We start from the raw sequence: 11,581 nt of genomic DNA on the forward strand, positions 1-11,581 counted from the left end.
ATCATGGCGCCGAGGCGCCTACCCCTGCTCGGCCTGGATCCTGTTGTAATCGTGGATGGTCCGGCTCAGCCGGCGGCGCAGGAAATTGGAAATGTTGTCGAAAATGAAGACGACGAGCAGGATCAGCAGCACCATGTAGAAGACGTTGGCCCAGTTGGAATTGGTGCGCATCGCCTCCCACAACTTGAGGCCGATGCCGCCGGCGCCGACGGCGCCGATGATGGTGGCGCCGCGGGTGTTGGATTCCCACTGGTAGAGCGTCTGGCTGATGAATATGGGGATGACTTCCGGCATCACGCCGTAGCGCTGCACCAGCAAGCCGTTGGCACCGGTCGACTTGATGCCCTCGCGTGGCTTGTCGTCGATGTTTTCGAGGCCTTCCGAATAGACTTTGCCGAGCGTGCCGATCTCGGTGAAGAAGATGGCTGCACTGCCCGCGAGCGGGCCGGGCCCGAAGGCGCGGGTGAAGAACAGCGCCCAGATCAGCATGTCGATGGAACGCATGAAGTCGAAGAAGCGCTTGAGCACCTGGTTGACCAGCCGGCTGGGCGTGATGTTGCGGGCGGCGAAGAAGGCGAGCGGGAAGGCGACGATGCCGCCCAGCATGGTACCGAGAAAGGCCATGACGATGGTCTGCAGGAGTTTCGTCCAGACATCGCCGTGCTGCCACTGGGCATTGTTCCAGATGTTGTCGCCGGCCAGCGCCAGATTGGACGTGCCCGGTTTCAGTTCGGGTCCGGAGACGATCAGCGAGGCCACTTCGCTTGCCGATTTGCCGAAGAAAGGCGAGCGCGTGTCGAAGACGAAGTTTGCCCAGCCGAGAAAACGCTTGCGGAGCCTGACGCGGTCAACGGCGACGCGGGCCTCGCCGGCAAAGCCCATGTCGGCGACGACCTCGTCCTCATGCGCGGTGATCCAGCCGGGAACCGGTCCGGAGATCAGCGGTTTGCCTGTGCCAAGTGCGACCGCAACGGTTTCACCGTTGGCAATGATCGTCGCTTGCGTCTTGTTGAAGGTGATCGACTTGGCGGTGCCGTCGATCAGGATCGTCACCGAACCATCGGCATTGGTCTTGACCCAGTCCGGATTGGGATCCGGGCCGAGCACCGAGAAGCGCGGGTACTTGGCGGTAATCTGCGGCTCGTCGAGGCGGAAGATCGGCTGCACATCGTAGCTGATCCACTGGGTTAGAAACAGCGGCAGGCGCTCCCAGTGCGATTCCCGCATGACCTGCGGCAGGTTGAAGAACCACAGCGCGTAGAGCAGGTAGAGAAAGATGCCGCCAAGCAGCAGCAGCGGCCCGAAGCGCTTGTGGAACGGACGCTGGAACACCTGCGGGAAGCGCTCCTCGATCGACTGGATTTGATCGGCGGTCATGGTGGCCATGGTTAGGCGCTCATCATAAAGGCCTGCTCGCCGACCAGCTTGCGGCGTAGCCAGGCGGAGAACTGGTCGACGATGAAGATCGTCGTGAACAGGAGCAGCACGAGAGCTATCGTCTTGGCGCCGAAGCCGCGCGAGATGGACAGCTTCAGCTCCTCGCCGATGCCACCGCCGCCGACCGCGCCCATGATGGTGGAGACGCGCACGTTGATCTCGATCCGCAGCAGCGTGTAGGACATGAAGTTGGGCAGCACCTGCGGCAGACCGGCAAAGCGTACCCGTTCGAACCAGTTGGCGCCGACCGCCCTCAGGCCTTCCTCGGCGCGCATGTCGATGTTTTCGTTGATCTCGTAGAACAACTTGCCCAGCGCGCCGATCGAATGCAGGCCGATGGCGATGATGGCGGCGATCGGACCGATCGAGACGATGGCCGCGAACAGGCCGGCAATGACGATCTCGGGAAAGGCGCGCAGCAGTTCCATGAAGCGCTTGACGATCAGCCGCAGCACCGGATGCGGCGTCAGGTTGCGCGCCGCGATGAAGGAGAACGGCACGGCGAAGACGAAGCCGATGAAGGTCGAAACCAGCGCCACGTTGAGCGTGGTCAGCATCAATTCGAAATATTCAGGGACGTAGAAGCTGCCCCAGACATAGGCGCGGCCAAGCGGAAAGTTGAATTCCTGGGTACCGGTGTCATGCGGGGAAGCGATGTCGAACATCGCCCGCCAGACATCGTTCCAGTCCTTGGGGACGAGCCAGCTCAGGAAATCCAGCAAATGCGGCAGGCGGTCGAAGAAATGCCCGGCATTGGCCTCGTCGGCGAACCACATGGTGCTGCCGAGCGCGACAATGAGCAGGCCGACGCCGATGGCGGTGTAGAGCCGGCGCAAGGACGTCTGGCGACGCCAGGCGTCGGCCATCTGGTGAGTGGCGTCGGAAGGGGCTGTCACGGAAAGGGTCATGATCGGAGATGCAAAAAGGGCGGTGTCTTGAACACCGCCCTTCCTGATTTCGCCGTTAGCCGCCGATGGCTGCCTTACGGGCTTCAACGATGACGTTGTAGAAGTCCGGCTTCACCGGAACGTAGCCGGTAAAATCGCCGCCTTCGACGCCTTCGAAGCAGGCCTTGTCCTTCTTCGGCAGCTGCGTGAAGAAGTTGGCGAGCTTGGCGGTCATCTCGTCGCCGAGCGCGGTGCGCACGACCAGCGGGCCGTTCGGGATCAGGCCCGAGCGCCAGACTTCGACGAAGTCGTTGGGGTCGACGGCGCCCTTGGCGACTTCCTTGTGGAAAGTGCCGGAGGAGTAGCCGTCCTTGAAGTCGCCGATGCCGGAGGAATCGTCCACCGCCACGTCGACCTTGCCGTCACGCACGGCCAGAACGTTGTTCTCGTGGCCGCCGTTGAACTGGGTCGAGGCGAAGAACTTTTCGTTCGAAGCGCCGGTGTCCTTCGGGATCTGGGTCAGCGGGATCAGGTAGCCGGAGGTCGAATCCGGATCGGCGTAGCCGAGCTTCTTGCCCTTGGCCGACTTGATGTCGGTGATGCCGGAGGATTTCAGCGCCAGGCCGATCGAATAGTAGCCGGTGGCGCCGTCGGTCTGCTGGGTGGTGAGGATCGGGGTGACTGCCTTCGGGTCCTTGAGAACGACGCTGGCGTAGCCGGAAGCGCCGAGTTCGGCGAAGTCGAGCGTGCCGCCAAGCAGGCCCTGGATGACGCCGTCATAGTCGGCGGCGGGGAACAGCGAGACCTTTTCGAAGCCGAATTCGGTCTTCAAATGGTCGGCGAGGCACTGGTAGTTGCGCAACCGGTCGGTTTCGTTTTCGCCGCCGAGAATGCCGACGCGAAATTCCTTCATATCGGCAGCGTGGGCCATGCTGGTCGCCATGGCGAGCACCGAAACGGCGCTGAAAACCATCTTCCTGAACATCTGTTATCTCTCCTGTAGGTTCCGGCCCCGCGCCGGCAGCGTTATTGATTTTGACAGGTGCCCTTGACGCGGGCTGGCGATCCAGGCCGCTCTCAGTATCCCGGAAATGCGGGCTCGAGCGGTCCGGCGGATGCGGCGATCTTTCGGCTAAAGGCAACGCTGGTCGAGGTGATGGCCTCGGAGATTTCCTGGCCATTGCTATCGGCGCCATAGACGAGACGCACGGCCTCGCGATTGAGCTCTTCAGGCGGGCCATCGAAGACGACCTTGCCGGCGGCCATGCCGATGATGCGGTTGCAATAGGTGCGGGCGGTATCCAGCGTGTGCAGATTGGTGACGACGGTGATGCCTTCACGCAAATTGATGTCCTGCAGCGAATCCATCACCACCTTGGCGTTGAGCGGGTCGAGCGACGCGATCGGCTCGTCGGCGAGGATCACTCTGGGCTGCTGCATCATGGCGCGGGCAATGGCGACGCGCTGCTGCTGGCCGCCCGACAAGGTGCCTGCGGGCTGCAGCGCGGTGCGGGCGATGTCGAGCCGCTCAAGCGCCGCGACCGCCTCGGCGCATTCGGCGCGAGAGAACATGCCGAACAGGTTGGTGATGGTCGAACGGTGGTTCAGCTTGCCGAGCAGCACATTGGTCAGCACGTCGAGGCGTGGCACCAGGTTGAACTGCTGGAAGATCATGGCGCAGTCACGCTGCCAGCGCCGCAGCGGCGAGCCGCGCAACTGGGAGACCTCGGCGCCGTCAAAAAAAATCGACCCCTGGCTGGGATCGATGAGACGGTTGATCATGCGAAGAAGGGTTGATTTGCCGGCGCCGGAACGGCCGATAATGCCGACCATCTGACCCTGCGGGATCGCGATGTTAATGTCGTTGACGGCAGTGTTCTTGCCAAATCGTCGGGTGACACCGCGAATTTCGAGCGTGGCAGAGGTTGCTGGCATGGGGGCAGGTTCCAGTCCGGACCATTGATCGTCAGGCTCTCGCCTAACGCAGCCACATGAACCTGCCGTGTCGCGATGATGTCAGTTTTGTTACGCTCCACAGGTGGAGTTACGGCCGGCCCAGGACCAGCAGTTCCTCGAAGTGCTCCATGTCCCTGAAGCTGCAGAAGGCGGGCGCCTTGATTTCGATCACCGGGGCCTGCTGCTCGAAAAGTGCCAGGCAATCGTCGAACAGGTCCTGCCATGCGGCGGCCCGATCGTCCGCAAGACGCTGGATCTGATAGGCGAAGGTGATGTGGAAGACGTAAGCGTCGTGATCGGGATGCCGGTAACCGAACGGCACGGCCAGTGCGTCGCGCCATTGACGCATGATGCGCGAATCGTCGTCCGTCGCGCCGGCAACGGTGAGGCCGGTCGGCAGAACTTCGACCACCTTGATGTTGAACGGGCCGAAGCCCTGGAAACCCCTCAGGCGCTCCAGATAGAGGCGGGTCATGGCGTCGATGCTGGTGTCGAGCGGCACGTCCTGCGGCCAGTAAGGAAGCCGGCGGCGATATTCGATGATGCCCTGGAACAGCGTCATGTGCAGGCTGGAGACGGGCGTGAAGGCGAGCCGGTCGGCGTCTTGCATCGCCAGCATGCGGTCGCGCACCGCAAGCACCACAGCCTCTGACGGTGAACCGCTGACGAGATGACTGACGACCGTGTTGCCGGGCTCGATCAGGAAATTGCCTGACGTGTCGTAGCGCGTGCCAAGATGAACCGGCGGCTTCGGATTTGAGCCGGCAAAGAATGCGGCGAGCGAGGGTCTGACGGAAACGGACATTGCGATCTCCAGCGAAAGGCCGCGTCCTGCCCGGGCGATGTGTCAGGGATATGAAACAGGCTCGCCCATGACGATGATGTGATCACCTTTTCCTGGCATTGCTCTATCCGCCGTATTTCTCCAGGAAAGCCTCGGCCGACAGTTCTCGGAAATCATCGAGCGAGGCGCGCAGCCTTGCATGGTCCCAGTCCCACCAGGCAAGCGCCTGATAGCGCTCGGCCGTGCGGCGATCGAAGCGCTCGCGGATCGGTTTTGCCGGCACGCCGCCGACGATGGTGTAGGGGGCGACATCCTTCGACACGACAGCACCGGCGCCGACCGCGGCGCCATCGCCGACGGTGACGCCGGGCAGGATGGTCGAGCCGTGACCGAGCCACGTGTCATGGCCGACGGTGACCCGCCTGGCGCGGCGCTGGGCGAAGAACTCGCTCTCGTGCTCTGCGTCGTCCCAATAATCCGAGGCGCGATAGGTGAAATGGTGCAGCGTCGGCCGCCAGGTCGGATGATTGGTGGCGTTGATGCGCACGCTTGCTGCAATGTTGGAAAACTTGCCGATCGTGGCGCACCAGACGGCGCAATCCTGCATCATGTAGGAATAGTCGCCGAGCTCGCTTTCCGACACCCGGCTGCGGTCGGCGATCTCGGTCCAGCGACCGAGCGTCGAATTCTGCACGTCCGCCGTCGGATGGACCAGCGGCGTCTCAGACAATTTCCTCGTCATGCGGCGATTTTTCCGGGAGCGAAAGCGGTGACGTCGATGACGCGGTCGGCAACCGCCTTGCGCACGTCGTGGTCATGGAAGATGCCGAGCAGGGCGACATCAGCCGCCTTCTTGGCGGCGATGAGTTCGATCACGACATCGCGGTTCCTGGCGTCGAGCGAGGCGGTCGGTTCGTCAAGCAGCAGGATCGGGTGCTCGGTGATGAAGCCGCGTGCGATGTTGACGCGCTGCTGCTCGCCGCCGGAGAAGGTCGCAGGCGGCAATGCCCAGAGTTTCTCCGGCAGGTTGAGCTGCGCCAGCAAGGCGCGCGCCTTGCCTCTAGCTATTTCGCGGTCCTCGCCGCGCTCGACCAGCGGTTCGGCGACGACATCCAGCGCCGAAACGCGCGGCACGGTGCGCAGGAACTGGCTGACATAGCCGATCGTTTGCCGGCGTATGGCCAGCACGGTGCGCGGGCTGGCGGTGGCGAGGTCGATCAGCCCGTCATCGTGCATGACGATGATCTGGCCTTCGTCGACGGCGTAGTTGCCGTAGAGCATCTTCAGAATCGAGCTCTTGCCGGCACCGGAGGGGCCGCCGAGCACGGTGCATTCGCCGGCCTTGATCGAGAACGAGACACCAGCGATAACAGGCAGTTTGATGCCGTCGCGCAGATGCATGGTGAAGCTCTTGGCGACGTCGGAGACAACGAGTGGGGTTGGCATCACAAGGTTCTCCAATAGTCATTCGTTTGCGGGCTATGCGCCGGAGCAATCATCGTCAAACCTGCAGAATCGAGGAAACAAGCAATTGCGTGTAAGGCGCGCGCGGGTCGTCAAGCACGCGGTCGGTGAGACCGCTTTCGACGACGCGACCGTCCTTCATCACCATCATGCGCTGCGACAGAAGCCGCGCCACGGCAAGGTCGTGGGTGACGACGATGGCCGCGAGACCAAGATCGGTGACCAGACCGCGCAGCAGGTCGAGCAGGCGCGCCTGGACCGAGACGTCTAGGCCGCCTGTCGGCTCATCCATGAACACCAGCCGTGGGCCGGTGACGAGATTGCGGGCGATTTGCAGGCGCTGGCGCATGCCGCCGGAAAAGGCGCGCGGCTCGTCATCGATGCGGTCCTCGTCGATCTCGACGCGTGACAGCCAGTCGACGGCGGTGGCGCGGATCCTGCCGTAGTGACGGTCGCCGACCGCCATCAGCCGCTCGCCGACATTGGCGCCGGCCGAAACCGTCATGCGCAGGCCGTCGGCCGGATTCTGATGGACGAAGCCCCAGTCGGTGCGCATCAGGAAGCGGCGCTCGGCCTCGCTCATGCGGTAGAGCTCGCGGAACTGGCCGTCGCGCATGCGGTAGCCGGCGGTGCCGGAACTGGGCAGCAGCCGGGTCGACAGGCAGTTGAGCAGCGTCGTCTTGCCGGAACCGGACTCGCCGACGACAGCCAGGACTTCGCCCGGCCACAGCTCGAAGGAGACGTTGTCGCAGCCGACGCGCGAGCCGTAGAATTTGGAGAGCGCCGAGACGCGCAGCAGCGGTTCGTCGGTCATTGCGCCGGCTCCATTTTTTCCGAAGCAAGATGGGTCTCTGGTGCAAGGTGGCCGCGGTGCCCGTCCGCCCGCCGCTTCTCGCAGTGATCTGTGTCGGAGCAGACGAACATGTGGCCGCCATGGTCGTCGAGGATGACCTCGTCGAGATAGACGTTCTCGGCCGCGCACAGCGCGCAGGGCTGGTCGAAGGTCTGCACCTCGAACGGATGATCCTCGAAGTCGAGGCTGACCACTTCGGTGAAGGGCGGCACTGCATAGATGCGCTTTTCGCGGCCGGCGCCGAACAGCTGCAGCGCCGGTGAGCGGTGCATTTTTGGATTGTCGAATTTTGGCGTTGGCGACGGGTCCATCACATAGCGGCCCTCGACCTTGACCGGATAGGCGTAGGTGGTGGCGATGCGGCCGTGCTTGGCGATGTCCTCGTACAGCTTCACATGCATGAGGCCGTATTCCTCCAGCGCGTGCATCTTGCGCGTTTCGGTCTCGCGCGGTTCGAGGAAGCGCAGCGGCTCGGGGATCGGCACCTGGTAGACCAGCACCTGGCCCGCCGTCAGCGGATGCTCGGGGATGCGGTGGCGGGTCTGGATGATGGTGGCGCTGGCGGTATCGGTGGTAACAGCAACATTGGCGACCTTCTTGAAGAAGGCGCGGATCGAGACCGCATTGGTGGTGTCGTCGGCGCCTTGGTCGATGACCTTGAGCACGTCGTTCGGGCCGATGATCGAAGCTGTGACCTGGACGCCGCCGGTGCCCCAGCCATAAGGCATCGGCATTTCGCGCGAGGCAAAAGGCACTTGGTAGCCGGGAATGGCGATGCCCTTGAGGATCGCCCGGCGGATCATCCGCTTGGTCTGCTCGTCGAGATAGGCGAAATTGTAGGTGGCGATGTCGGTCATGGCGATCACATCCACATTGTGCTATTGAATTGGCGTCCAGGAAGCCGAAACAGGGGCGAATTCAGATGACCTCGACCGGATGGATGCATCTCGGAATTCTGTTGGTGGTGTTCGCCGGCGTCATTCTCTTTTTCCTTCGGCGCATGATTCTGCCCGCGCCAAAAGAAAGTGCGAGCAGTGAGACCATTGCCGGCAGCAAAGGGTTCAACGAGGCGCATAATGGCCACTACAGCGCTGGTCATGGTGGCGGCTTGGTTGATGGCGGCGGCCATTAGCATCACTCCGCAGCCTCCCGCTTCTCTTCGACCTTCGGGTTTTCACGCGCGTCGTATTCGGCGCGCATGCGGCGCACGAGGTCGAGTTCGGCCTGGAAGTCGACATAGTGCGGCAGCTTCAGATGCTCGACAAAACCCGTCGCCTGGACATTGTCGGAATGCGAGATGACGAACTCCTCGTCCTGGGCGGCGGCAACGACATCCTCGCCGAGTTCGGTTGCGCGAAGAGCACGGTCGCAGAGCGCCATCGCCATCGCCTTGCGTTCGCTCTGGCCGAAGACCAGGCCGTAGCCGCGGGTGAACTGCGGCGGTGCCTTGGCTGACCCTTTGAACTGGTTGACCATCTGGCATTCGGTGACGCGGACAGTGCCGAGCGGAACCGCGAAGGGCAGTTCCGGCACGTCAAGTTCCAGTTCGACCTCGCCGATGCGGATCTCGCCGACGAAGGGATGGTTGCGGGCATAGCCGCGCTGGGTGGAATAGCCGAGCGCCAGTAGGAAACCCTCGTCGCCGCGCGACAGCGCCTGCAGGCGGATGTCGCGCGCCATCGGGAATTCCAGCGGCTCGCGGGTGATGTCGCCTGGGACATGGTCTTGCGGCATGTCGCCGTCCGGCTCGATCAGGCCTTCGCGGGCAAGGATCGCCGAGACGCGCGGCATGGCTTGCGCCTCGGTCTCGCGCTGCAGCGGCTCGGCGACATCGCCGCCGGCAGCAAGCTCAGGATCGAGCAGCCGGTGGGTGTAGTCGAAGGTGGGCCCAAGCAACTGGCCGCCGGGCAGGTCCTTATAGGTCGCCGACACGCGCCGCTCGACCAGCATGTTGGCGGTGTCGATCGCCTTGGAGTAGCCGAAGCGCGGCAGCGTGGTGCGATAGGCGCGCACCAGGAAGATTGCCTCGATCATGTCGCCGCGTGCCTGGACGATGGCGAGTGCGGCCAGTTCACGGTCGTAGAGCGAGCCCTCGCTCATCACCCGATCGACGCCGAGCGCCAGCTGCTCGACGATCTGGTCGAGGCGAAGCGCCGGCACCGAACGGTCGCCGCGCCGGCGGTCGGCAAGCAGGCTGTGGGCATTGGCAATGGCCGCTTCGCCACCTTTTACCGCAACATACATCTTACGCCTCCATCGCCTTGATGCGCGTCGTGCGCGGCAAGCAAGCAATGCCATCAGCGGTGGCGAGGATGATGTCGACGCCGCGCGGAAAACGCTTGATATTCTGCTTCCACTGCTCGACGAAATGGCGTGGCATCTGCGCCGGCGCGATCGTGGCGCTGGTTTCGATGCCGGGACCTTCGAGCAACAGCGGCGTGCCGGAGACGAGATCGCTGATTTGCAGGATCAGCGTGGTCGAGCGGTCGGGATAGTCCTGCGTGCCCTGCGAAAAGCCGTCCAGCGACATCATCTCGGCTGGCGTGGCGATCAACGCGAAATGCGCATCGGCCGGCGTGTTGGCCAATGGCGCGCCGGTGTGGAAACCAAGCCAGGATTTGATGGCGGAGGAGGCCTGCAAAGTCGGGTCGAGCCACAGCGGCGTGTCGTTGTCGCAAAGCGCCAGCGCTATGGCGCCGGCGCTTGCCGAGAGTGGCGCCGGCGGGCGAGCGAAGGCCGGCAGCGGCTGTACACTGCCCGGCCGTGCCATCGCGTCCATGACCGCTCGGAACACGGTCTGGGCATTGAAGACCGGATCGGCGAAACCGCCTTCGATCGATTGCGCTGCAATGTCCATCAGTCTTCTCCGCGAACCATGGTGAAGAAATCCACCTTCGTTGCCGCCGTCTCGGCGCGGCGGCGTTCATGCGCTGTGGTCAGAGCCGACCGCAGAGGCGCTATCAGATTGGTCTCGACCTCATTGCGGCGGGCAGGGTCCTGCCACAGCGCGTCGGCGATGGCCGCCAGCCTTGCCTTTTGCTTGTCGCGGCCAAGCGCATAGCAATGGCCGACCTGTCCGGACGGCAGCCGGACCGTGGCGCGGGTGACGGTCGCCTCACCGACATTGAAGGGCGCGCCGCCGCCGCCGATGCGGCCGCGCAGGGTGACCAGGCCGGTCTCGGGGCCGCGCAGCAGTTCAGCGTCCGAAGGCAGTCCGGCCTCGTTCCAGAGCCGCACGATGTCATCGCCGCTGGATTGCGCCAGCGTTGCCATGGCGGCCTTGCGCTCGGCCTGGTCGCGGGCTTCCTGTCCTCGCATCAGCAACATTCCTCTTTCCTAAATTTGTCTATTGATATAGACAACTATACAAATTATACCTATTATCTAGCGCGAGTCCATGACGGGTGGATGACAGGGCTAAAAGGCTGGGGGCAATCAATGGTCGGGCGGCTGGCAGCGGACAGTATCGAGCGGCGCAGCGGCGTTTCGCTTTGGCGGCAGATCGCCGACAAGATCCTGCAGGCGATCGCCATCGGCGATTTCACGGAAAATGCCGCTCTGCCGCCGGAGGTGGCACTGGCCGAGCGCTATGGCGTCAACCGCCACACGGTGCGCAGCGCCATAGCAGCACTTGTGCAGGAAGGCGTGCTGCGGGCCGAGCAGGGACGCGGCACCTTTGTGCTGTCGCGCAAGCGGCTGTCCTATCCGATCGGCGCGCGCACGCGGTTTTCGACGGGCTTGCAGGGGCAAACGTCGGAACGGCATATCGTCCTGCTCGCCTCGTCGATCGAGCCGGCCAGCCAGCGCGTCGCCGAGGGCCTTGGCCTTGCCAGGGGAGCTGAGGTGATCCGTCTGGAAACGCGCGGCGAAGCCGATGGACGGCCGGTGTCGCGCGCTGCCGGCTGGTTCGATGCCAGGCGCTTTGCCGGCATCGATGCCGCGATGGCGGAGACCGGCTCGATCACCGCGTCGCTGGCGCGGTTCGGCATCGACGATTATCTCAGGCAATCGACCGTGCTGTCGGCGCGCCATGCCGATGCGGCGGACCTTGCCGATCTCGACCTGCAGCCGGGCGCCATCGTGCTGGTCACGGTCGCCGTCAACGTCACGCCGGACGGCCAGCCGATCCAGTTTTCCGAGTCGCGCTTCCCGGCCGAGCGGGTCGAGCTCAAGCTGTCTGCGCTCTGAGCCGGCGCCGGT

Annotated in this window: 14 protein-coding genes; 2 read left to right on the forward strand and 12 right to left on the reverse strand. The window is 63.7% G+C overall.

From position 1 onward, the window contains the following. Positions 1-18: 18 nt before the first annotated feature. The 9 genes from phnE (C8D77_RS00655) to C8D77_RS00695 form a co-directional block, all read right to left on the reverse strand. Positions 19-1,386, reverse strand: coding sequence for a phosphonate ABC transporter, permease protein PhnE (gene phnE, locus C8D77_RS00655; RefSeq protein ID WP_109658685.1), 1,368 nt, complete (start codon positions 1,384-1,386; stop codon positions 19-21). 2 nt (positions 1,387-1,388) lie between these two features. Next, positions 1,389-2,345 (reverse strand): phosphonate ABC transporter, permease protein PhnE, encoded by a 957-nt coding sequence (gene phnE / locus C8D77_RS00660; protein ID WP_109658686.1) that lies wholly within the window; start codon positions 2,343-2,345, stop codon positions 1,389-1,391. Between the two features lie 55 nt (positions 2,346-2,400). After that, positions 2,401-3,309 carry a phosphonate ABC transporter substrate-binding protein gene (phnD, locus tag C8D77_RS00665; RefSeq protein WP_109658687.1) on the reverse strand — a complete coding sequence of 303 codons (909 nt, stop codon included), beginning with the start codon at positions 3,307-3,309 and terminating at the stop codon, positions 2,401-2,403. A 92-nt stretch (positions 3,310-3,401) separates the two neighbouring features. Further along, entirely contained in the window at positions 3,402-4,259 is an 858-nt protein-coding gene (gene phnC, locus C8D77_RS00670) for a phosphonate ABC transporter ATP-binding protein (protein WP_109658688.1), read from the reverse strand. Positions 4,260-4,368: 109 nt separating this feature from the next. After that, positions 4,369-5,085 (reverse strand): DUF1868 domain-containing protein, encoded by a 717-nt coding sequence (locus C8D77_RS00675; RefSeq protein ID WP_109658689.1) that lies wholly within the window; start codon positions 5,083-5,085, stop codon positions 4,369-4,371. 103 nt (positions 5,086-5,188) lie between these two features. Next, complete coding sequence (locus tag C8D77_RS00680) at positions 5,189-5,806, reverse strand: DapH/DapD/GlmU-related protein (RefSeq protein WP_109658690.1); 618 nt, start codon at positions 5,804-5,806, stop codon at positions 5,189-5,191. Further along, positions 5,803-6,510 carry a phosphonate C-P lyase system protein PhnL gene (phnL, locus tag C8D77_RS00685; protein ID WP_109658691.1) on the reverse strand — a complete coding sequence of 236 codons (708 nt, stop codon included), beginning with the start codon at positions 6,508-6,510 and terminating at the stop codon, positions 5,803-5,805. The genes C8D77_RS00680 and phnL overlap by 4 nt, the downstream gene beginning before the upstream one ends. Positions 6,511-6,565: 55 nt before the next feature. Next, complete coding sequence (phnK, locus tag C8D77_RS00690) at positions 6,566-7,342, reverse strand: phosphonate C-P lyase system protein PhnK (RefSeq protein WP_109658692.1); 777 nt, start codon at positions 7,340-7,342, stop codon at positions 6,566-6,568. Next, positions 7,339-8,238 (reverse strand): alpha-D-ribose 1-methylphosphonate 5-phosphate C-P-lyase PhnJ, encoded by a 900-nt coding sequence (locus C8D77_RS00695; RefSeq protein ID WP_109661115.1) that lies wholly within the window; start codon positions 8,236-8,238, stop codon positions 7,339-7,341. Before C8D77_RS00695 ends, phnK begins: the two co-directional genes overlap by 4 nt. A gap of 65 nt (positions 8,239-8,303) precedes the next feature. Here C8D77_RS00695 and C8D77_RS37435 point away from each other — a divergent pair, with 65 nt between their 5' ends. Next, positions 8,304-8,513: a hypothetical protein gene (locus C8D77_RS37435; protein WP_164548784.1), complete on the forward strand. Its 210-nt coding sequence runs from the start codon at positions 8,304-8,306 to the stop codon at positions 8,511-8,513. Between the two features lie 2 nt (positions 8,514-8,515). On the opposite strand, the gene C8D77_RS00705 is transcribed toward C8D77_RS37435, so the two are convergent. The 3 genes from C8D77_RS00705 to phnG are packed head-to-tail and all read right to left on the reverse strand — an operon-like array spanning position 8,516 to position 10,699. Next, positions 8,516-9,625, reverse strand: coding sequence for a carbon-phosphorus lyase complex subunit (locus C8D77_RS00705; RefSeq protein ID WP_109658693.1), 1,110 nt, complete (start codon positions 9,623-9,625; stop codon positions 8,516-8,518). Between the two features lies 1 nt (position 9,626). Then, entirely contained in the window at positions 9,627-10,238 is a 612-nt protein-coding gene (gene phnH, locus C8D77_RS00710; protein ID WP_109658694.1) for a phosphonate C-P lyase system protein PhnH, read from the reverse strand. After that, positions 10,238-10,699, reverse strand: a complete 462-nt coding sequence (phnG, locus tag C8D77_RS00715; protein ID WP_109661117.1) for a phosphonate C-P lyase system protein PhnG — start codon at positions 10,697-10,699, stop codon at positions 10,238-10,240. Before phnG ends, phnH begins: the two co-directional genes overlap by 1 nt. A gap of 120 nt (positions 10,700-10,819) precedes the next feature. Between phnG and phnF the strand changes: the two genes are divergently transcribed. Continuing rightward, positions 10,820-11,569 (forward strand): phosphonate metabolism transcriptional regulator PhnF, encoded by a 750-nt coding sequence (phnF, locus tag C8D77_RS00720; protein WP_109658695.1) that lies wholly within the window; start codon positions 10,820-10,822, stop codon positions 11,567-11,569. Positions 11,570-11,581: the final 12 nt, after the last annotated feature.

This window comes from Mesorhizobium loti (assembly GCF_003148495.1).
Classification (GTDB): domain Bacteria; phylum Pseudomonadota; class Alphaproteobacteria; order Rhizobiales; family Rhizobiaceae; genus Mesorhizobium; species Mesorhizobium loti.

Bases quoted from the DNA above. Each gene is read 5' to 3' on its own strand.
- phnE (WP_109658685.1), bottom strand. From the start codon at position 1,386: ATGGCCACCATGACCGCCGATCAAATCCAGTCGATCGAGGAGCGCTTC.
- phnE (WP_109658686.1), bottom strand. From the start codon at position 2,345: ATGACCCTTTCCGTGACAGCCCCTTCCGACGCCACTCACCAGATGGCC.
- phnD (WP_109658687.1), bottom strand. From the start codon at position 3,309: ATGTTCAGGAAGATGGTTTTCAGCGCCGTTTCGGTGCTCGCCATGGCG.
- phnC (WP_109658688.1), bottom strand. From the start codon at position 4,259: ATGCCAGCAACCTCTGCCACGCTCGAAATTCGCGGTGTCACCCGACGA.
- C8D77_RS00675 (WP_109658689.1), bottom strand. From the start codon at position 5,085: ATGTCCGTTTCCGTCAGACCCTCGCTCGCCGCATTCTTTGCCGGCTCA.
- C8D77_RS00680 (WP_109658690.1), bottom strand. From the start codon at position 5,806: ATGACGAGGAAATTGTCTGAGACGCCGCTGGTCCATCCGACGGCGGAC.
- phnL (WP_109658691.1), bottom strand. From the start codon at position 6,510: ATGCCAACCCCACTCGTTGTCTCCGACGTCGCCAAGAGCTTCACCATG.
- phnK (WP_109658692.1), bottom strand. From the start codon at position 7,342: ATGACCGACGAACCGCTGCTGCGCGTCTCGGCGCTCTCCAAATTCTAC.
- C8D77_RS00695 (WP_109661115.1), bottom strand. From the start codon at position 8,238: ATGACCGACATCGCCACCTACAATTTCGCCTATCTCGACGAGCAGACC.
- C8D77_RS37435 (WP_164548784.1), top strand. From the start codon at position 8,304: ATGACCTCGACCGGATGGATGCATCTCGGAATTCTGTTGGTGGTGTTC.
- C8D77_RS00705 (WP_109658693.1), bottom strand. From the start codon at position 9,625: ATGTATGTTGCGGTAAAAGGTGGCGAAGCGGCCATTGCCAATGCCCAC.
- phnH (WP_109658694.1), bottom strand. From the start codon at position 10,238: ATGGACATTGCAGCGCAATCGATCGAAGGCGGTTTCGCCGATCCGGTC.
- phnG (WP_109661117.1), bottom strand. From the start codon at position 10,699: ATGCGAGGACAGGAAGCCCGCGACCAGGCCGAGCGCAAGGCCGCCATG.
- phnF (WP_109658695.1), top strand. From the start codon at position 10,820: ATGGTCGGGCGGCTGGCAGCGGACAGTATCGAGCGGCGCAGCGGCGTT.